At 72.4% G+C, this 19483-nt stretch carries 20 protein-coding genes; 14 read left to right on the top strand and 6 right to left on the bottom strand.

The genetic code is table 11. The features are described from left to right. The first annotated feature begins 12 nt into the window (after positions 1-12). On the top strand, positions 13-3468 hold the full coding sequence (smc, locus tag EAT49_RS10495) for a chromosome segregation protein SMC (RefSeq protein WP_123642261.1): 3456 nt from the start codon (positions 13-15) through the stop codon (positions 3466-3468). Between the two features lie 156 nt (positions 3469-3624). Here smc and EAT49_RS10490 read toward each other — a convergent pair whose 3' ends face one another. From EAT49_RS10490 to EAT49_RS10475, 4 genes are all read right to left on the bottom strand, one after another. Continuing rightward, a complete protein-coding gene (locus tag EAT49_RS10490; RefSeq protein WP_246003817.1) occupies positions 3625-4671 on the bottom strand; it encodes a PAS domain-containing protein in 1047 nt (348 codons plus the stop codon). Positions 4672-4831: 160 nt separating this feature from the next. After that, positions 4832-5743, bottom strand: coding sequence for an adenosylcobinamide-phosphate synthase CbiB (cbiB, locus tag EAT49_RS10485; protein ID WP_123642260.1), 912 nt, complete (start codon positions 5741-5743; stop codon positions 4832-4834). After that, the gene (locus tag EAT49_RS10480; protein ID WP_123642259.1) at positions 5740-6687 is read right to left on the bottom strand and encodes a threonine-phosphate decarboxylase; all 948 of its coding nucleotides are present in this window, start codon (positions 6685-6687) and stop codon (positions 5740-5742) included. The genes cbiB and EAT49_RS10480 overlap by 4 nt, the downstream gene beginning before the upstream one ends. Beyond that, positions 6684-7049: a DUF1636 family protein gene (locus EAT49_RS10475; protein WP_123642258.1), complete on the bottom strand. Its 366-nt coding sequence runs from the start codon at positions 7047-7049 to the stop codon at positions 6684-6686. The genes EAT49_RS10480 and EAT49_RS10475 overlap by 4 nt, the downstream gene beginning before the upstream one ends. 220 nt (positions 7050-7269) lie before the next feature. Here EAT49_RS10475 and EAT49_RS10470 point away from each other — a divergent pair, with 220 nt between their 5' ends. Next, the gene (locus EAT49_RS10470; protein ID WP_123642257.1) at positions 7270-7632 is read left to right on the top strand and encodes a response regulator; all 363 of its coding nucleotides are present in this window, start codon (positions 7270-7272) and stop codon (positions 7630-7632) included. 7 nt (positions 7633-7639) lie between these two features. Here the strand turns inward: EAT49_RS10470 and EAT49_RS10465 are convergent, their stop codons facing one another. After that, positions 7640-8650 carry a glutathione S-transferase family protein gene (locus EAT49_RS10465; protein ID WP_123642256.1) on the bottom strand — a complete coding sequence of 337 codons (1011 nt, stop codon included), beginning with the start codon at positions 8648-8650 and terminating at the stop codon, positions 7640-7642. Positions 8651-8928: 278 nt separating this feature from the next. On the opposite strand from EAT49_RS10465, the gene EAT49_RS10460 reads away from it, so the two are divergent. The 8 genes from EAT49_RS10460 to EAT49_RS10425 all read left to right on the top strand — a co-directional run bounded on the left by EAT49_RS10460 (position 8929) and on the right by EAT49_RS10425 (position 15981). Then, the gene (locus EAT49_RS10460) at positions 8929-9153 is read left to right on the top strand and encodes a DUF6732 family protein (protein WP_123642255.1); all 225 of its coding nucleotides are present in this window, start codon (positions 8929-8931) and stop codon (positions 9151-9153) included. Next, complete coding sequence (locus EAT49_RS10455) at positions 9150-10235, top strand: sirohydrochlorin chelatase (protein ID WP_123642254.1); 1086 nt, start codon at positions 9150-9152, stop codon at positions 10233-10235. The genes EAT49_RS10460 and EAT49_RS10455 overlap by 4 nt, the downstream gene beginning before the upstream one ends. 127 nt (positions 10236-10362) lie before the next feature. Then, a complete protein-coding gene (locus tag EAT49_RS10450) occupies positions 10363-11001 on the top strand; it encodes a precorrin-8X methylmutase (RefSeq protein WP_123642253.1) in 639 nt (212 codons plus the stop codon). Further along, positions 10998-12200 carry a precorrin-6y C5,15-methyltransferase (decarboxylating) subunit CbiE gene (gene cbiE / locus EAT49_RS10445; protein ID WP_123642252.1) on the top strand — a complete coding sequence of 401 codons (1203 nt, stop codon included), beginning with the start codon at positions 10998-11000 and terminating at the stop codon, positions 12198-12200. Before EAT49_RS10450 ends, cbiE begins: the two co-directional genes overlap by 4 nt. Before the next feature lie 49 nt (positions 12201-12249). After that, the gene (gene cobI, locus EAT49_RS10440) at positions 12250-12951 is read left to right on the top strand and encodes a precorrin-2 C(20)-methyltransferase (RefSeq protein WP_123642251.1); all 702 of its coding nucleotides are present in this window, start codon (positions 12250-12252) and stop codon (positions 12949-12951) included. Beyond that, on the top strand, positions 12942-14765 hold the full coding sequence (gene cobJ, locus EAT49_RS10435) for a precorrin-3B C(17)-methyltransferase (protein ID WP_123642250.1): 1824 nt from the start codon (positions 12942-12944) through the stop codon (positions 14763-14765). The genes cobI and cobJ overlap by 10 nt, the downstream gene beginning before the upstream one ends. Then, positions 14762-15538 carry a precorrin-4 C(11)-methyltransferase gene (gene cobM / locus EAT49_RS10430; protein ID WP_123642249.1) on the top strand — a complete coding sequence of 259 codons (777 nt, stop codon included), beginning with the start codon at positions 14762-14764 and terminating at the stop codon, positions 15536-15538. Before cobJ ends, cobM begins: the two co-directional genes overlap by 4 nt. Positions 15539-15633: 95 nt before the next feature. Next, complete coding sequence (locus tag EAT49_RS10425) at positions 15634-15981, top strand: hypothetical protein (protein ID WP_123642248.1); 348 nt, start codon at positions 15634-15636, stop codon at positions 15979-15981. Here the strand turns inward: EAT49_RS10425 and EAT49_RS10420 are convergent, their stop codons facing one another. Continuing rightward, a complete protein-coding gene (locus EAT49_RS10420) occupies positions 15982-17157 on the bottom strand; it encodes a MalY/PatB family protein (RefSeq protein ID WP_123642247.1) in 1176 nt (391 codons plus the stop codon). A gap of 98 nt (positions 17158-17255) precedes the next feature. On the opposite strand from EAT49_RS10420, the gene def (EAT49_RS10415) reads away from it, so the two are divergent. Genes def (EAT49_RS10415) through EAT49_RS10400 form a run of 4 tightly spaced genes read left to right on the top strand, consistent with a single transcriptional unit; the run spans position 17256 to position 19483 of the window. After that, positions 17256-17777 carry a peptide deformylase gene (gene def, locus EAT49_RS10415; RefSeq protein ID WP_123642246.1) on the top strand — a complete coding sequence of 174 codons (522 nt, stop codon included), beginning with the start codon at positions 17256-17258 and terminating at the stop codon, positions 17775-17777. Beyond that, the gene (gene def / locus EAT49_RS10410) at positions 17774-18295 is read left to right on the top strand and encodes a peptide deformylase (protein ID WP_246003816.1); all 522 of its coding nucleotides are present in this window, start codon (positions 17774-17776) and stop codon (positions 18293-18295) included. Before def (EAT49_RS10415) ends, def (EAT49_RS10410) begins: the two co-directional genes overlap by 4 nt. Positions 18296-18325: 30 nt before the next feature. Then, on the top strand, positions 18326-19237 hold the full coding sequence (fmt, locus tag EAT49_RS10405) for a methionyl-tRNA formyltransferase (protein ID WP_123642245.1): 912 nt from the start codon (positions 18326-18328) through the stop codon (positions 19235-19237). A gap of 3 nt (positions 19238-19240) precedes the next feature. Next, positions 19241-19483: a hypothetical protein gene (locus tag EAT49_RS10400; RefSeq protein WP_123642244.1), complete on the top strand. Its 243-nt coding sequence runs from the start codon at positions 19241-19243 to the stop codon at positions 19481-19483.

The following is a 19483-nucleotide window of genomic DNA, read 5'->3' as shown; positions in this document are numbered from 1 at the left end:
ATCGGACCCCTCATGAAATTCACGCGGCTCAGGCTGAACGGCTTCAAGTCCTTCGTGGACCCGACGGACCTTGTCATCGCGCAGGGGCTGACCGGCGTCGTGGGGCCGAACGGCTGCGGCAAGTCGAACCTGCTCGAGGCCTTGCGCTGGGTGATGGGGGAGAACCGGCCCACCGCCATGCGCGGCGGGGGCATGGAGGACGTGATCTTTGCCGGGGCGGCGACGCGGCCCGCGCGCAACCATGCCGAGGTGAGCCTGGTGCTCGACAATTCCGAGCGACTCGCGCCGGCGGAGTTCAACGACTCGGACCTGCTGGAGATCACGCGGCGGATCACGCGGGACGTGGGCTCGGCCTACAAGGTCGGCTCGAAGGACGTGCGCGCGCGGGATGTGCAGATGCTGTTTGCCGATGCCGCGACGGGGGCGCATTCGCCCGCGCTGGTGCGGCAGGGACAGATCAGCGAGCTGATCAACGCGCGGCCGCGGTCGCGGCGGCGGGTGCTGGAGGATGCGGCGGGGATCGGCGGGCTTTACCAGCGGCGGCACGAGGCGGAGCTGAAGCTGAAGAGTGCCGAGGCCAACCTCGCCCGCGTCGACGACGTGGTGGAGCAGCTCGCCGCGCAGCTGGCGCAGCTCGCCCGGCAGGCGAAGCAGGCGGCGCGCTACCGGGAAATCGGCGCGGCGCTGCGGCAGGCGGAGGGCGCGCTGCTCTACATGCGCTGGCGCGAGGCGGATGGCGTCAGGCTCGAGGCCGAGGCCGCGCTGCGGGAGGCGGTGGTCGCGGCGAGCCGGGCCGAGGGCGCCGCGCGCGCGGCGGCGGCGGCACGAGAGACGGCGGAGGCCGCCCTGCCGCCCCGGCGCGAGGAGGAAGCGGTTGCCGCGGCGGTGCTGCAGCGGCTGGCGGTGGAGCGCGACGGGCTGGTCGCCGAGGAGACGCGGGCGCGGGCGGCGCTGGACGCGCTGGAGGCGCGGATCGCGCAGATGGGACGGGACCTCGAGCGCGAGGCGGCGCTGAATCGCGACGCGGGTCAGTCGATCGCGGCGCTGGAGAAGGAGGCGGGCGAGCTGGCGAGGGCAGGCGAGGGCCATGACGCGGCGCTCGACGAGGCCGAGGCGCGGGCGGCGGAGGCGGCCGACGTGCTGCGGGACCGCGAGAGCGACCTGACGCGGCTGACCGAGGACATGGCGCGCCTGTCCGCGCGGCACCAGGCGGCGCACCGCCGGGTGGAGGACAACGGGCGCACCCTCGCGCGGGCGGAGGCCGAGGCCGCAAGGGCGGAGGCGGCGAAGGGCGAGGCGGCACGGGCGCTGGAGGCAGCGGGACGCGCCATGGACGAGGCCGCGGAGCGGGATGAGACGGCGCGGGCCACGGCGGAGAAGGCCGAGCGGACGCTGGCCGAGGCGGATACCGCGCTGACCGAATGCCAGGGCCGCGAGGCGGAGGCGCGGGCGGCGCGGTCGGGCGCCGAGGGCGAGACGGCGGCGCTGCGCGCGGAAGTCGCGGCGCTCGAGCGGCTGGTGGCGCGGGACCAGCCCGACGGGGCGCAGTTGCTGGACCGGCTGTCGGTGGACCCGGGCTACGAGCGGGCGCTGGGCGCGGCGCTCGCAGACGATCTGCGCGCGCCGCTCGTTGCGGCGGACGCGGCCTCGGGCTGGGTGGTGCTGCCGGGCTATTCGGAGGCGGCCGCGCTGCCCGGGGGCGTGCGCGCGCTCTCGGAGGTGGTCGGGTTCCCGGATGTGCTGGCGCGGCGGATGGGGCAGGTGGGCCTTGTCGAGGCGCGGGACGGCCCGGCGCTGCAGGCGGCGCTGGCGCCGGGGCAACGGCTGGTGTCGGTGGAGGGCGACCTATGGCGCTGGGACGGGTTCCGGGCTGGCGCCGAGGATGCACCGAGCGCCGCCGCCTTGCGGCTGCAGCAGCTGAACCGGCTGACGGAACTGAAGCGCGATCTGGAGGAGGCGCAGGCCCGGGCGCAGGGCGCGCGGCAGGCGCATGAGGCGCTCTCGGCGCGGATGGCGGACCTGCGCGGCGCGGACAAGGCGGCCCGGGACGCGCGGCGGCAGGCGGACCAGCTGGTGGCCGAGGCCTCGCGCGCCATGAGCCGGGCCGAATCGGACCGCACGCTGGCGGAGGGCAAGCTGGAGACGGCGGGCCTGGCGGTGGCGCGGTTCCGCGCGGAGGCCGAGGGCGCGCGGGGCGCGCTTCGGGAGGCGGAAGCCGCGGTGCGGGACCTGCCGGACCTGAGCGTGGCGAAGGGCGAGCTCGACCAGGTGAAGGCCGCGGTGGAGGCGGCGCGGATCGCGATGATGTCGCGGCGCTCCGCGCTGGACGAACTCCGGCGCGCGGGCGAGGCGCGGGCGGCGCGGGCGCGGACGGTGGCGAAGGACCTCGACAGCTGGCGCGCGCGGCTCGCCACGGCGGCGGAGCGCAGCGCGGAGATCGAGGCGCGCCGCGCGGAGGCGGAGGCGGAGCGGGCGACGGCGACGGGCGTTCCGGCGGAGATCGCCGGGCGGCGCGAGCGGCTGGCGCAGGGGATGGAGCAGGCCGAGGCGCGGCGCCGGGCCGCGGCGGATGCGCTCGCGGAGGCGGAGAGCGCCGCCCGCGCGGCGGTGGTCGCCGAGCGCGATGCCGAGCGCGCGGCGGGCGATGCGCGCGAGGCGCGGGCGCGGGCCGAGACGCGGGTGGAGGCGGCGCGCGATGCCGTGGCGGCGGCCGTGACGCGCTGCGTCGAGACGCTGGAGCTGGCACCGGACGCGCTGCCCGGGGCCCTCGGGCTCGATGGGGAGCGGCTGGGCGAGGCGCAGGCGATCGAGGCGCAGGTCAACGGGCTGAAGCGCCAGCGCGATGCGCTGGGCGCGGTGAACCTGCGCGCGGAGGAGGATGCCGCGGAGGTGCGGGTGGAGCATGACGCGCTGGTGCGCGACAAGACCGACCTCGAGGAGGCGATCCGCACGCTGCGGTCCGGGATCGCGAGCCTGAACCGGGAGGGGCGAGAGCGGCTGCTGACGGCCTTCGAGGAGGTGAACCGGAATTTCTCGACGCTCTTCACCCACCTCTTCGGGGGCGGTGAGGCGAACCTGCTGCTGGTGGAAAGCGACGATCCGCTGGAGGCGGGGCTCGAGATCATGTGCCAGCCGCCCGGCAAGAAGCTGCAGGTGCTGTCGCTTTTGTCGGGGGGCGAGCAGACGCTGACGGCGCTGGCGCTGATCTTTGCCGTGTTCCTCGCCAATCCGGCGCCGATCTGCGTGCTGGACGAGGTGGACGCGCCGCTGGACGACGCCAACGTGGGGCGGTTCTGCGATCTTCTCGACGAGATGACCCGGCGCACGGAGACGCGGTTCCTGATCATCACCCACCACGCCGTGACCATGAGCCGGATGGACCGGCTCTTCGGGGTCACCATGGGTGAGCAGGGGGTGAGCCAGCTGGTTTCCGTGGATCTCAGGCGCGCCGAGGCGATGGTGGCCTGACGGCGGGACGCCGCTCGCGCGGGACGCGCATCGCCCCGCCCGCCGTCCCGCATGGCGCCCCGCCCCCCTGGCGGCGCGTTCTGCGGGCGGTGCGTGTCGATACTTGTGGCCAGAGACGACGCAGGGAGGGGGGTGGTGGCCGCCGGTCGGCGCGGGTCAGAGGTCCCGGCGCGGCGGGACGTCGACGCTGACGATGGTGCCGGCGGAGCCCCGGCCGACGGAGAGGCCGGCGTCGAGGGCCTCGACGAGCTGGGCGACGATGCGGCCGCCGAGGCTGCCCTCGTCGGGCCAGGTGGCCCCGGGCGGCAGGCCCACGCCGTCATCGGAGATCTGCAGGCGGAGCGTGCCGTTCGACAGCGCCTTGAGCCGCATCTCCACCACGCCCGCGTCCCGACCCACGAAAGCGTGCTGCATCGCGTTGGTCATCAGCTCCGACGTGATCAGGCCCAGGCGGGTGGCGTCCTCGAAGGGCATGGACACGGCATCCACGTCGATATTCACGCGCACGCCGCGGCGGCCGTCGATATGGGCGATCGCGTTGGCCACCCGGCTGAGGTAGGAGCCGAGCGACACCGGCGCGCGGTTCGAGGAGCCGTCCTTCACCGCCTCGGACATCTCCTCGTAGAGGAGCTGCAGCGCCTCGATGCGGTGGGACAGGGTCTCGAATTCCTCGCGGGCGCTGGAGGCGCGGGCCTGCACGCGGATCATGCCGACGATCATCGACAGGTGGTTCTTCACCCGGTGCTGGATTTCCGACAGGGCCGCGTCGAGTTCGCGCGAGCGCACCTCGGGCGGTTTCGGGCCGTTCTCGGGCAGGGCCATCTGCACACCGAGGAAATAGCGCGGGCGGCTGCTGTCGTCCGCCAGGGGCGCGATCATCAGGCGGTTCCAGAAGGCGGTGCCGTCGGCGCGGTAGTTCCGCAGGTCCGTTGTCACCGAGCGGCCCTGGGCCACCGCGTCGCGGAGCGTGTCGAGGCTCTCGCGGTCGGTCTCGGGCCCCTGCAGGAAGCGGCAGTTGCGGCCGATGGCGGCGGCGCGGGAATAGCCTGTCACCTCGGTGAAGGCGTCGTTGACGTAGACGATCGGGTTGTCGGCCTGCCGGGGGTCGGTGAGGACCATGGCGAACGGGGCCTTGGTCAGGGCGCTGAGGGCGATCTGACCGCTGTCGAGGGGGAGGGATGCTTCGTCGAGTGGTGTCGTCACGGGTCGCGGGGCCTCGGTTGTGTCTGAAGGTCGTGATCTCGGGCCGCCGTCGCTGCCCGGCGTCTCGTCGTCTGCACGTCATGCCTGCCCCGGTGCCGGGACAACGGGTCGACAGGTGTCGAATGCACGACGTGCCGCATGGTTCCATGCTTTCTTGGAGTCATGTGCGGAAAATAGCGGAGAGGGCGACGGTTGCCAGGCCGAGGGCCCAGGCGCGCCAGAGGAGGGCCACCGCCGCGTCGATCCGGGCGGGACCGGGAGAGGGGTCTCCCGCGGGGTTCACGAAGGGATCGTCCGTCAGCTTGCCGCCGTAGCTGCGCGGGCCGGCGAGGGCGGTCTCGGTGGCGCGGGCCATGGCGGCCTCGGGCCAGCCCGCATTGGGCGAGCGGTGGCGGCGGGCGTCGGCGAGAAAGCCGGTCCAGCCGGAGGGCGCGCCGGCGGCGAGCCACAGGAGGAGCGCGGTGAGACGGGCCGGGATCCAGTTCGCCACGTCGTCGGCGCGGGCGGCGGCCCAGCCGAAGGCCTCGTGCCGGGGCGTGCGGTGGCCGATCATGCTGTCGGCGGTGTTGAGCGCCTTGTAGGCGACGAGGCCGGGAAGGCCGCCCAGGAGGAACCAGAAGGCGGGGGCGGTGACGCCGTCGGAAAGGTTCTCTGCGGCGCTCTCGATGGCGGCGCGGGCCACGGCGGGTTCGTCCATCGCGGCGGTGTCGCGGCCGACGATCATCGCCACCGCGCGGCGCCCGTCGCCGAGCGAGACGCGCAGGGCGCGGGCGACGGCGCGCACATGGTCCGACAGCGAGCGCTGGGCCAGCAGGATCGCGGCGACGATCACCTCTGCGGCCATGCCGGGCAGGGCGGCGAGGGCCGCGCCGGTGAGGAGCGCGCCGGCGAGGAGGAGCGCGAGCGCAAGACAGCCCTTGAGCCGGCGATGGGGGCCGCGGTTCAGGTGGCGGTCGAGGATGGCTATGGCGCGGCCCATCAGGACGGCAGGGTGGGGCAGGCGGGACCAGAGCCAGCGCGGCTCTCCGAGGGCGGCATCGAGAAGGAGCGCCGCGACGAGGGCGGCGGTCATGCCAAGGCGTCCTCGAGGCGGGGCCAGCCTGCGGGCGCGGGCAGGCCGAGGCGCAGCCAGCCCCGGGACCAGGGAAAGATGCGGGACCAGATGCGGTGGCGGGCGAGGCGGTCCTGCCAGGCCGCGGCGTCGCCGGTCTCGTAGAGCCGGAAGAGCGGCGTGCCGCCGAGGGGCCGTGCGCCACGGCCGGCCATGAGCCGGTCGAGCCGCGCGGCGTCGGCGGCGAGGCGCGCCCGGGTGCTCTCGGCCCAGGGGATGTCGGAGAGGGCGGCGGCGCCGATGGCCAGCGCCGGACCGGAGACGGGCCAGGGGCCGAGGCGCTCGGCGAGATCGGCGAGGGTCTCGGGATGGGCGATGGCCGCGCCGAGGCGCAGGCCCGCGAGGCCCCAGAACTTGCCGAAGCTCTTCAGGATCAGCGTGCCGGGGCGGGCGGTGGCGGCGATCAGGCTGCGACCGGGATCCGTGTCGCAGAAGCTCTCGTCGACCACGGTCAGGCCCGGGCCGAGATCGGCGGCGGAGCGGAGCCGCCCGTCCGGATTGTTGGGATGGACGAGGACGGTGACCGGCGCCGGCGCCTCGGTCAGGGTCCGTCCGGCGAGGCGGAAGGCGGCGGCGTGTTCGTTGTAGGTGGGACCGGGGATGCGGACCGGGCCCGGGGGCGCGATGTCGGGCAGGCGCACGATGAGCGCCGAGGCCCCTGGGGCGAGGACGAGGCCCGCGCTCTCGGGGACGGCCCAGAAGCGGCGCGCGGCGGCCTCCAGCCGGGCGGTGGCGGCGGCGTCGGGCAGCGCGGTCCAGGCCCCGGCGGGGAGGTCCGGCAGGGGATAGGGGACGGGGTTGATGCCGGTGGAGAGGTCGAGCCAGTCGCTGCGCGTGCCGCCCCAGCGCGCGGCGGCGGCGTCGAGTCCGCCGCCGTGATCGCGCGGCGCCCCGGCGCGGGTCATTCGGGAAGCGGCGGGTGGCGGGTGACGAAATGGCCCTTCACGCCCTCGGGCCACTGGCGGTAGGGAACCTGGCCGGTCGCGGATCCGGCATGGAGCGCGGCATAGTCGAGGATCGCGCGGGCGGCTTCGGCGCCCGGCTCGAACCGGCCGAGAGTGTAGCAGAGCTTGCCGGCGGACTGGATCGCGACGTTGCAGCCGTGGCTGCAGCCCATGAGACAGGAGACCCGGCGGAGCGCCACGCCCTCGGGCCGGGGCAAAGCCTCGACGGCATGGGCCAGCGCCTCGCCGTCGGTCATGGCGGGAGCGCGGGCCTCGAAGTCCTCGCGCTTGCAGGTGTCGCAGATGGTGATCCAGGTCGTCATGACGCTCTCCGGTCGGGCCGTGCCGGTTCAACCGGATCGCGGGCGGCATGGCAAGGACCGGCGGTTTCCGCAAGGTCGGCCGAGGTCAGGGCAGGTCCGGTAACACTTCGTTAAAGTTTTCCCATTTACGATGAATGCCAGTGAAAAGGATCGCGGTGTGCGCCCGACGTCTCCGGGGCGGCGGTCCGATAAACAGGCGGGGAGACAGGGGAGGTGCGGCATGCAGGTGCTGATCGTCGAAGAGGATCGCCGGCTGTCCGAACTCTGGACCGGGTACCTGACACGGGCGGGTCATGCGGTGGATTCCCGGGCGGATGCGGAGTCTGCCATCGAGGCCCTGTCGGAGCGGACCTATGACATCATCGTGCTGGACCTCGTCCTGAGCGAGGGCAGCGCGCTCGCGGTGGCCGATTACGCCGAGGTCCGCCATCCGGGCGTGCGGGTGATCTTTGTCACCAACACGCGATTCTTCTCGGACGGCTCGATCTTTGCGCTCAGCGCCAATGCCTGCGCCTTTCTGCCCACGCACATGCCGCCCGAGGACCTCGCCGCGATGGTCGAGCATCACGGCGCGGCCCATTGACGGACGGTCACTCGGCGGCGAGGGGCAGACGGTCGCGGCCGTGGGGCGCGTCGAAGTCGAGATCCGGGCCGATGGGCACGATCCGGTGCGGGTTCACCGATTCGTGGCTGCGGTGGTAGTGGTGCACGATGTGGTCGAAATGCACCGTGTCGGCCACGCGGCTGCCGTCCGGCGCCTGCCACTGGTAAAGTTCGCGGGTGAAGCCCCAGAGGTTCGGGTAGTCGACGATCCGGCGGCGGTTGCACTTGAAATGGCCGTGATAGACCGGGTCGAACCGCAGGAGCGTGGTGAAGAGCCGCCAGTCGGCCTCCGTGATGCGGTCGCCCATGAGGTATCGGCTCGAGGAGAGCCGGTCCTCGAGCCAGTCCAGCGTCTCGAAGAGCGGCACGACGGCGGCGTCGTAGGCTTCCTGCGTCGAGGCGAAACCCGAGCGGTAGACGCCGTTGTTGAGCGTGTCGTAGATTCGCGCGTTCACGGGCTCGATCGCCTCGCGCAGGTCCTCGGGCCAGTAGTCGTCCCGGTTGCCGGTCAGCCCGTCGAAGGCGGAGTTGAACATCCGGATGATCTCGGAGGATTCGTTCGACACGATGGTCTCGCGCGTCCGGTCCCAGAGGACCGGAACGGTCACGCGGCCGGAAATCCGGGGATCGGCCTTCACGTAGACGTCCCGCAGGAAGGGCAGGCCGTGGAGCGCGTCGCCCGTGGCCCCGTCCCAGTCGTCGGCGAAGGTCCAGCCGTCCTCGAACATCAGCGGATGCACGACGGACAGGCCGATCAGAGGCTCGAGCCCCTTGAGCTTGCGGAAGATCAGCGTGCGGTGCGCCCAGGGGCAGGCATGGCTGACATAGAGGTGATAGCGGCCGGCCTCCGCCTTGAATCCCCCCTCGCCCGAGGGGCCGGGGCTGCCGTCCGCCGTGATCCAGTTGCGGAACCCGGAGGTGCTGCGGCGGAACTCCCCGCCGGTGGATTTCGTCTCGATGGGGCCGCTGTGCCAGGTGCCGTCGACGAGTTGTCCCATGGGACCTCCGCTTGCTGTGTCCAAGTCAGGTAGGAAGCCCGGGCGTCGCCGGACACCCGGACCTGAGCGCACGGACCCCTGCACCCGCGCACATGGGCGCAGGGCGCAGTTCCCGTTTGCGCCCGTGGACGCCGCGCGGTAGTCCGGTCGGAGACGAAGCCCTTTCCCGGGCCGGAGCGGAGGCGCCGGCGGGTCCGACCCAGACAGGGGGGCCTTCCTGCGCATCGTCGAGTGGATCGGCGCACGCCGCAGGCCTGGGGCCCGACCCGGAGGAGCCCATGCGCCTTGCCATCCTGATCGCGACCCTCACCGCGGGACCGGCGCTTGCCCATCCCGGCCACCTGGCCGAGGTGGCGGGGCACGGCCACTGGATCGCCGGGGCCGCCATCGGCCTTGCCGTCCTGGTGGGGCTCTGGAGCAAGGCGCGGGAGCGCGGGGCCGCATCGGACGAGCCCGAAGAGGGGGCAGAGGACGACGCCGAGCCCGAGGAGGCACGCGCGTGAAGACCGGGGTCCTGTTGTGCGGGCACGGGTCGCGGTCGTCCTCGGCGGTCTCCGAATTCGCCACCCTGGCCGAGAAGCTGCCGCCGCTGCTGCCGAAGGAGTGGATGTGCACGCACGGCTATCTGGAATTCGCGAACCCGGTGCTGCGCGACGGGCTCGATGAGCTGCGCGAGGCGGGGTGCGAGCGGATCCTGGCGGTTCCGGGGATGCTCTTCGCGGCGATGCACGCCAAGAACGACATTCCCACGGTGCTGAACACCTATGCCGCGACCCACGGGATCGACGTGCATTACGGGCGCGAACTGGGCGTCGATCCGAAGATGATCGCCGCCGCCGCCGCGCGGATCGAGGCGGTGCTCGACGATGCCGTGCCGCGGCACGAGACCTGTCTCGTGGTGATCGGCCGGGGCGCCTCGGACCCCGACGCCAACGGCAATGTCGCCAAGATCGCGCGGATGCTGCACGAGGGCATGGGCTTCGGCTGGTGCGAGGTGGGGTTTTCCGGCGTGACCTTCCCGCTGGTGGAGCCGTGCCTCGAGCATGTGGCGAAGCTGGGCTACAGGCGGGTGGTGGTGTTTCCATATTTCCTGTTCTCGGGCATCCTGATCGACCGCATCTACGGCTTCACCGACCGCGTCGCCGCCGCCCATCCGGAGATCGAGTTCCGGAAGGCGGGGTATCTGGGCGATCATCCGCAGGTGCTGGCGACCTTCGCCGAGCGGGTGACGGAGCTGGTGGGCGAGGTGCCGCCGCCCAACTGCGCCATGTGCAAGTACCGCACGCAGGTTCTGGGCTTCGAGGCCGAGGTGGGGGCCGTGCAGGAGAGCCATCATCACCTTGTGGAGGGGCAGGGGGCGAGCGCGCCGGGCTCGAACGTGGCCGATTGCGCGCTCTGCGAGGATTTCTGCACGGGGCTCTGCCGGCTGGAGGCGCAGAACGGTCATCATCATCACCACCATCATCACGGCCATGACCATGATCATGACCATGATCACGGGCATCATCATCACCATCATGCGCCCTATCCTCACGCCGATCATCCCCACGGGCCGGAGAGCGCCCGCAAGACGCGCGTGAGATGATGGATTTTCTGGCCCATGGGCTCCGCCCGGTCACGGCGCGATCCTGCCACTGGCAGGATCGCCGCTGCGCGGACCGCCGTGAACTCCCGGGGGGACCGGGGGGCTGGCCCCCCGGTCCGCGACGTCCGTGAGACCCTACCTCCGCGATCCGGCGGCGATCTATGCCGAGAGCTTCGAGACCGTGCGGCGCGAGGCGCGGCTGGAGCGGTTTCCGCCCGCCATGGAACCCGTGGTCGTGCGGCTGATCCATGCCTGCGGGATGATCGAGATCGCCGACCGGCTGGCCTTTTCCACCCGCGCGGCGGAGGCCGGGCGCGCGGCGCTGGCGGCGGGCGTGCCCGTGCTCTGCGACTGCGAGATGGTGGCGGCGGGAATCACGCGGCGGTTCCTGCCCGCGGGCAACGAGGTGGTGGTCACGCTGAACGATCCGCGCGTGCCGGCCCTTGCGCAGGCGGGGGAGACGACGCGGTCGGCCGCGGCGGTGGAGCTGTGGGAAGAGCGGATCGGGGGCGCCGTGGTGGCGATCGGCAATGCGCCCACCGCGCTCTTCCGGCTCTTGGAACTTCTGGATACGGGATGGCCGAAACCCTCGGTGATCCTGGGCTTTCCGGTGGGTTTCGTCGGGGCGGCGGAATCGAAGGCGGAGCTGGCGCGCGATCCGAGGCACTGCGACTACATCGCCCTGCGCGGGCGGCGGGGCGGGTCTGCCATGGCCTCGGCGGCGGTGAACGCGCTGGCGCGGGGCGCTCTGGAGGGCGACGCGTGAGCGCGCCCTGGCTGCACGTCGTGGGGATCGGAGAGGACGGGCTGGCGGGGCTCGCCCCCGCCACCCGCGCCGTGGTGGAGGCGGCGGAGGTGATTCTCGGCGGCGACCGGCATCACGAGCTGGCGCCGAACGTGACGGCGGAGCGGATCGCCTGGCCCTCGCCCTTCGATGCGATGATCGACACGATCCGGGGCCTGAAGGGGCGGCGCGCGGTGGTGCTGGTGACCGGCGATCCCCTCTGGTTCTCGGTTGGCGCGCGCATTGGCCGGGCCATCGACCCGAGGGAGATCGTCTATCATCCGCAGCTCTCGGCGTTCCAGCTGGCCGCCGCGCGGATGGGCTGGAGCCTCGCCGATGTGGAGACGCTGACGGTCCATGGCCGTCCGGTGGAGCAGATGATCGCCTTTATCCAGCCCGATGCGCGGCTGCTCATCCTGACGACGGGCGCGGACACGCCCGGACGGATCGCCCGGTTCCTGACGGAGCGGGGCTTCGGCGGCTCGCCCATGACGGTGCTGGCGAGCATGGGCGGGCCGGAGGAAGCGCGGTTCGACGGGGTGGCGGCGCGCTGGGATCACGAGGTTCCGGCGTTCAACACGCTGGCGGTGGACTGCCGGGCAGCGCCCGATGCGGCGCTTCTGCCGCGGGTTCCGGGGCTCGACGATGCGCTGTTCCGGTCGGACGGCACGATGACCAAGCAGGAGGTCCGCGCGGCGACGGTGGCGAAGCTGATGCCGATGCGCGGGGCGCTCTTGTGGGACATCGGCACGGGCTGCGGATCGGTGGCGATCGAGTGGATGCGCGCAGCGCATTACGCCCGCGCCATCGGGATCGAGCCGCGCGCCGACCGGCGGGCCATGGCCGCGGAGAACGCGCTGGCGCTGGGCGCGCCGAGGCTGGAGCTGCGGGACGGGACGGCGCCGGGTGAGCTGGAATTTCTTCCAGCGCCGGATGCGGTGTTCATCGGTGGCGGGCTGTCGGAAGAGGTCTTCACCGCGTCCTGGCGGGCCTTGCGGCCCTTGGGGCGGCTGGTGGCGAACGCGGTGACGCTCGAGTCCGAGGCGCTGCTGCTGGCGCTGCACAAGGCCCATGGCGGGCAGCTGTCGAAGATCTCGGTGCACCGGGCCGAGCCGGTGGGCGGGCTCACGGGCTGGCGGCCGCTGATGCCGGTGACGCAATGGAGCCTCGTGAAGAGGTGACGGGCCGGGATTTCGAGTATTTCTGGCCAGATGAAGCCAGGGGGTGCGCGTGACCGGGCGGCTTTACGGCGTGGGCGTGGGGCCGGGCGCGCCCGATCTGGTGACCCTGCGTGCGGCACGGCTGATCGGGGGGGCGGCGGTGATCTGTTATCCGACGCTGGCGGGGGCGGCGTCCTTCGCCCGGGGCATCGTGGCGGGGCTGATCCCGGAGGGCGCGGAGGAGATCGTCATCGACCTGCCGATGCGGACCGAGCGCGCGCCGGCGCAGGCGGCCTATGACGAAGGTGCCGCGCGGATCGCGGAGCGGCTGGGCGCGGGGGTGGACGTGGTGTGCCTCTGCGAGGGGGACCCGTTTCTCTACGGCTCGTTCATGTATCTGCACGCGCGGCTGGCCGGGCGGTTCGCGGTGGAGGTGGTTCCGGGGGTGAGTTCGGTGACCGCCGCCGCCGCGGTGGCGGGGCGGCCGCTGGTGGCACGGAACGAGGTGTTCGCCATTCTCCCTGCACCGCTGCCGGAGACGGAGATCGCGGCGCGTCTGGCGGGATCGTCGAGCGTGGCGCTGATGAAGCTGGGGCGGCACATGGCCAAGGTGCGCGCGGTGATCGACGCGGCCGGGCTGACGGACCGCTCGGTCTACGTCGAACGGGCGACGCTCGAGGCCGAGGTTGTGCTGCCGCTGGCGGAGGCGCCGGAGGTGGCACCGTATTTTTCCATGATCCTCGTCACGAAGGAGGCCGATCCATGGCTGTGACCCCGGTGGTTCTGGCGCTGTCGGCCTCGGGCGAACCGGTGGCGCATCGCATCGCGGCGGCGCTCGGGGCAAAGGTGCACGGGCGGGCGGGGCGCGTGGGGCGGGCGGATGCCGTCTTCGCCAATGCGCTGGATCATGCGCGGGACCTCTTTCTTGCCGGAACGCCGATCATCGGGGTCTGCGCGAGTGGTATATTGATCCGAGGGATCGCGCCGCACCTGTCGGACAAGCGCGGCGAGCCGCCCGTTCTGTCGGTCTCGGACGACGGGTCGGTCGTGGTCCCGCTGCTGGGCGGCCACCGGGGGGCGAACCGGCTGGCGCGGCAGGTGGCCGAGGCGCTGGGCGCGGTGGCGGCGGTGACCACGGCGGGCGACGTGGCGCTGGGCGTGGCGCTCGACGAGCCGCCGCCGGGCTGGCGGCTGGCCGACCCGGAGGCCGCGCGCGGCGCGATGGCGGCGCTGCTGTCGGGGCGGCGCGCGCGGATCGACTGCGAGGGCGGCGAGGTCCCGGACTTTCTCGACGGCCTGCCGAAGGCCGCGCCGGGCGAGGACGCGGCCGTGCCGATCCTCGTCACCGAGGGCCCCGCGCCCGGCGGGGAACTGGCCTATCACCGGCAACGTTACGCGCTGGGTGTCGGCTGTGCGCGAAACTGTCCGCCCGAGGAGCTGGCGAAGCTGGTCGGCGCGACGCTGGAGGCCTTCGAGATCGCCCCGGGCGCCATCGCCGGCCTCTTTACGCTCGACCTGAAGGCCGACGAGCCCGCGGTGCTGGCGCTCGCCCGGTCGCTGGACCTGCCGCTGCGGCTGTTCGAGGCGGCGGAACTGGAGGACGAGACGCCGCGCCTCTTGAACCCTTCCGAGGTGGTCTTTGCCGAGGTCGGCTGCCACGGCGTGGCCGAGGCCGCGGCCCTGGCCGGCGCGGGACCCGAGGCCGGGCTCTTCGTCGAGAAGAGCAAGAGCGCCAATGCGACCATGGCGCTCGCGCGCGCGCCCGCGCCCATCGCCGCGTTGCCGGGGCGGCGGCGCGGGCGGCTGTCGGTCGTGGGGATCGGGCCCGGTCAGGCGGCCTGGCGGACGCCGGAAGTGTCGCGGCTTGTCGCCGAGGCCGAGGAACTGGTGGGCTACGGTCTCTATATTGATCTCCTGGGGGCGCTGGCGGCGGGCAAGCCGCGCCGCGACTTCCCGCTGGGCGGCGAGGAGGACCGCTGCCGCTACGCGCTGGAACGGGCGGGCGAGGGCGCGAACGTGGCGCTGGTCTGTTCGGGCGACGCGGGGATCTACGCGATGGGCGCGCTGGTGTTCGAGCTGCTGGATCGGCCCGCCGACCGGGGGGGCGTCAGCGCCGCCGCGCGCCGGGCCGAGGTCGTCTGCGCGCCCGGCGTCTCGGCGCTGCAGGCGGCGGCGGCCCGGGCGGGCGCGCCCCTGGGGCACGACTTCTGCGCCATCTCGCTGTCGGACCTGCTGACCCCGCGCGAGGACATCCTGAAGCGCATCCGGGCGGCGGCGGAGGGGGATTTCGTCATCGCCTTCTACAACCCGGTGTCGCGGAGGCGGCGCACGCTGCTGGCCGAGGCGCGGGATATCCTGCTGGCGCATCGTCCGGCGGACACGCCGGTGCTGCTGGGCACCGACCTCGGGCGGCCGGACGAGAGCCTTCGCTATCGCAGGCTCGATGCGCTGGAGGTGGACGAGGTGGACATGCTGACGGTGGTTCTGGTGGGCTCCTCCGCCTCGCGGCTGGCGCAGCTCGGCGAGGGGCCGCGGATGTACACGCCGCGCGGCTATGCGAAGCGGATCGACGGAGGACGCGCATGACGGTTCATTTCATCGGCGCGGGTCCCGGCGATCCGGAGCTTCTGACGCTGAAGGCGGCGCGGCTGATCGAGAGCTGCCCGGTGTGCCTCTATGCCGGCTCGCTGGTGCCCGAGGCGGTGGTCGCGCGCGCGCCCGAGGGGGCGCGTGTGATGGATACCGCGTCGATGACGCTGGACGAGACCCATGCGGAGATCCTGGCGGCAGAGACGCGCGGCGAGGACGTGGCGCGGGTGCATTCGGGCGATCCGTCGCTCTATGGCGCCATTGCCGAGCAGATCCGGCGGCTGAAGGCGGATGGCATTCCCTACGCGATCGTGCCGGGCGTGCCGGCCTATGCCGCCGCCGCCGCCGCCCTGGGGCAGGAGCTGACGGTGCCCGAGGTGGCGCAGTCCATCGTGCTGACGCGGATGTCGATGAAATCGACCTCCATGCCCGAGGGCGAGCGGCTGGAGGTCTTTGCCCGCAGCGGCGCGACGCTGGCAATCCATCTGGGGATTCGCGCGCTGCGGGAGATCGAACGGCAGCTCAGTCCGTTCTACGGGCCGGAGTGCCCGGTCGCGGTGGTCTATCGCGCCTCCTGGCCCGACCAGATGATCCTGCGCGGCACGCTGGCCACCATCCATGCCGCGGTCCGCGAGGCAAAGATCACCCGGACGGCGCTGATCCTTGTCGGACCGGCGATGGCAGATAACCACGGTTTTCCGGACTCCGCCCTCTATGATGCGGCAAAACCGCATGTTCTGCGGCCTCGCATACGCGGCGAGAAAGCGTGACGCGCGGGCCGCGTCTCTGCGCTGCGGCGCCACGCGACGCTTGATTTTGCCGCGGGCGCACCCACCATTGGAAACGAGGGCGGGAAGGACGGGCGATGGACCAGTTTTCGAAGCAGGTACAGGACGGTCTGAAGGCGGCGCGGCAGGCGCGGGACAAGCGGCGTGCGCGGCTATACATAGAGGCGGGAGGTCAGCGGATCGCGGTGGTGCGGGCCTGGTCCACGGGCTTTGCCGTGGAGGCGGGCACGGCCGATCCCGCGCGCGGCTACGTCGATCTCTACGAGGGCGCGCGCCACCTGTCGCGCTGCCTGATCGTCACCTCGCGCGAGGAGGACGGCGAACGGGTCTACGAGTACAAGCGCGCGACCGCGGCGACCGATGCGGCGCCCGTCGATTTCGAGCGCGCGCCGGGCGGGCCCGCGGGGCTGCTGCCGCAGGCCTGACTACTGAACGTCCGCGAAGGCGTCCTGCAGGCGCGAGACGGCCTCGTCGATCCGGATGCGCTGGGTGCCGAGGTTGAAGCGCATGGCGCAGTCGCCGCCCGTGCCGAAGCTTGGGCCGGGCGAGGGGCCGAGGCGGGCCTCCTCGACGATGCGGCGGCGCACCTCCTCCCAGGACATGCCGAGGGGAGAGAAATCGACCCAGGCGAGATAGGTCGATTGCATGGGCATGGCCGACAGGCCCGGGATCGCGGCCACGCCTTCGGAAAAGCGCCGGGCGTTCTCTGCAAGATAGGCGCAAAGCTCGTCGCACCAGGCCGCGCCTTCGGGGGTATAGGCGGCGCGGGTGAGTTCGACGCCGTAGATGTTCGGCTGGATGTCGAGCGCGTGGAGCACCTTGCGGAAGCGGGCACGCAGGGTCTCGTCGGCGATGGTGATGCTGCCCGTCCGGCAGCCCGCGATGTTGAAGGTCTTGGAGGCGGCGGTGAGCATGACGAGCCGGTCCAGCGAGTCGGGGGCGGCCACGGGCATGGGGACATGACGCTCGCCCGGAAAGACGAGGTCGTGGTGGATCTCGTCGGAGAGGAGGATCAGGTCGTGGCGGGCGCAGAAGTCGGCCATGGCGCGCTGCTCCTCGGGCGTCCAGATGCGGCCGGCGGGATTGTGCGGCGAGGAGATCAGCATGATCCGCTCGGTGCCGGTGAGGCTCTGCTCCAGCCTGTCGAGGTCGAGGGCGAAGCGCCCGTCCCCGGCGACGAGGAGCGGGCTTTCGCGGACCTCGCGCTCGTTGCGGCGGATCTTCATCGCGAATTCGTGGTAGACGGGGGAGAAGATGATGACCGCGTCGCCGGGCTCGCTGAAGGCCTGCAGGCAGAGGGCGATGCCGTTGCCCAGACCGTGTGTATGGCTGACGTGGTCGGGATCGGCCTCCCAGCCGTGGCGGGATGTCATCCAGGCGGCGACGCTTTCGGAGAGGGCGTCGGCGCCGGTGAAATAGCCGAGCATGCCGCTTGTCGACAGGCGCTGCGCGGCCTCGGCGATCACCGGAGCGACATCGAAATCCATGTCGGCGATCCACATGGGCAGGGCGTCGGGACCGGGGGGGCCCATGACCCGCTCCGCCGAGGCCCACTTGGTCTGCCAGGTGCCCGCGCGTGCGGTGATCCGGTCGAAGGTCATGGAGGTCTCCTGTCTGCCCGTTCCGGACGCTAGCCCCGGGCGGGCCGAACGCAAGGGGCCGTGTTGCGCGGGGGGCGGGCTTGGCCTAGATCAGCGCCATGGCAAAGCGTCCCATCCTCATCCATCCCGACCCGCGGCTGAAGGCCGTCGCCGAGCCCGTGGGCGCGATCACGGACGAGATCCGTCAGCTGGGCGCCGACATGCTCGAGACCATGTACGACGCGCCGGGGATCGGGCTTGCCGCGCCGCAGGTGGGCGTGCTGCAGCGGGTGCTGGTGATGGATTGCGTGAAGGACGAGACGCAGCCGCCGCGGCCCATGGTGCTGGTGAACCCCGAGATCACCTGGTCCTCGGAGGAGGTCAGCACCTACGAGGAAGGCTGTCTGTCGATCCCCGAGCAATATGCCGATGTGGAGCGGCCCGCCGAGGTCGACGTGCGCTGGACTGCGCTCGACGGCTCCGAGCAGAGCGAGCGGTTCGCGGGGCTCTGGGCGACCTGCGTGCAGCACGAGATCGACCACCTGAACGGCAGGCTCTTCATCGACTACCTGAAGCCCCTGAGGCGGCAGATGATCACCCGCAAGATGGTCAAGCTGAAGCGCGAGAAGGCGCGGGCGTGAGCGAGGCCGCCGCGCGGCTGAGGATCGTGCCCTGGCCCGCACAGGTGCTGCGCCGGCCGGCGGACCGCGTGGAGGCGGTGACGGACGAGGTGCGCGCGGTCTGGGAGCGGATGATCGCGGTGATGGAGGCGATGCCGGGCGTGGGCCTTGCCGCGCCGCAGATCGGCGTGCCGTTGCGGCTCGCGGTGGTGGATGCGAGCACGGCGCGGGGGCAGGCGGTGCGGATGGCAAACCCGGAGGTGCTCCACGAGAGTGTCGAGTTGAGGGAACACGAGGAAGCCTCGCCGAACCTGCCCGGCGTCTCGGCGGTGATCGCGCGGCCGAGGGCGGTGACGGTGAGGTTCCGGAACGCGGATGGCGCGGTGGAGGAGCGGGATTTCGTGGGGCTGTGGGCGACGAGCGTGCAGCACCAGATCGATCACCTCGAGGGGCGGATGTATTTCGACAGGCTGAGCCGGCTGAAGCGGGACCGGCTGATTGCGAAGGCGCGCAAGGCGGGACGGCAGGGAACGGAATAGTCGCGACTATTCGGGACAAGGAGCAGGATCATGCGGATCGCGTTCATGGGTACGCCGGAGTTTTCCGTCCCCGCGCTCGACGCGCTGCTCGGGGCCGGGCACGAGGTGGCCTGCGTCTACAGCCAGCCCGCGCGGCCCGCGGGGCGGGGCAGGGCGGTGCGGCCCTCGCCCGTCGCGCGCCGGGCGGAGGACGCGGGGCTGCCCGTGCGGACGCCCGTGTCGCTGAAGGGTGCCGAGGAGCAGGAGGCCCTTGTCGCCCTCGGCCTCGATGCGGCGGTGGTGGTGGCCTATGGCCTGATCCTGCCGCGCGCGGTTCTCGCCGCGCCGCGCCTCGGCTGCCTGAACATCCATGCCTCGCTTCTGCCGCGCTGGCGCGGGGCGGCGCCGATCCACCGGGCGGTGATGGCGGGAGATGCCGAGACGGGTGTCTGCATCATGGCGATGGAGGCGGGGCTCGACACCGGGCCCGTCTACCTGCGCGAGGCCGTTCCGATCGGCCCCGGGGACACCACGGGGGACCTGCATGACCGGCTGTCGGCCCTGGGCGCGCGACTGGTGGTGGCGGCGCTGGACGGGCTCGAGGAGCGGACCGCCGAGCCGCAGCCCGCTGAGGGCGTGACCTATGCGACCAAGATCGACAAGGCCGAGGCGCGGATCGACTGGAGCCTGCCGGCGGTGGAGGTGGACCGCCGAATCCGCGGGCTCTCGCCCTTTCCGGGCGCCTGGTGCGAGGCGGCGGGCGAGCGGCTGAAGCTCTTGCGCTGTGAGCTGGCCGAAGGCGCCGGCGCGCCGGGGGAGGTGCTCGACGGCGCGTTGACCGTGGCCTGCGGCACCGGCGCCGTGCGGATCACGGACCTGCAGCGCGCAGGGCGCGGGGTGCAGGATGCGGCGGAGTTCCTGCGGGGGATGCCGCTCCCGCCCGGCACGGTCCTGGGAGGGTAGAGCATGTTTCCGAGCCTGATCGGCACCGTCGTCATCGCGGGGATCGTGGGATACCTGTCGGAGAAGTCCGGTTTCACCCGCAACGGCATCCTGCCGTCCATCATCATCTGCGTGGGCGGGGCGTTCGTGTTCTACTTCGTCACGGCGATGTTCGGCCTCGGGTTCCGGCAGCCGGGCTGGAACGCGATCCTCGCCTCCGTGGGGGCGCTGCTGATCGTGCCGACCCACTGGCGCGGGCGGCGCTGA

It is taken from the genome of Histidinibacterium lentulum (assembly GCF_003789055.1).
In the GTDB taxonomy this organism is placed as follows: domain Bacteria; phylum Pseudomonadota; class Alphaproteobacteria; order Rhodobacterales; family Rhodobacteraceae; genus Oceanicola; species Oceanicola lentulus.
Note: the sequence above shows the minus strand (reverse complement) of the source record. Positions and strands in the feature narration are given on the sequence as shown.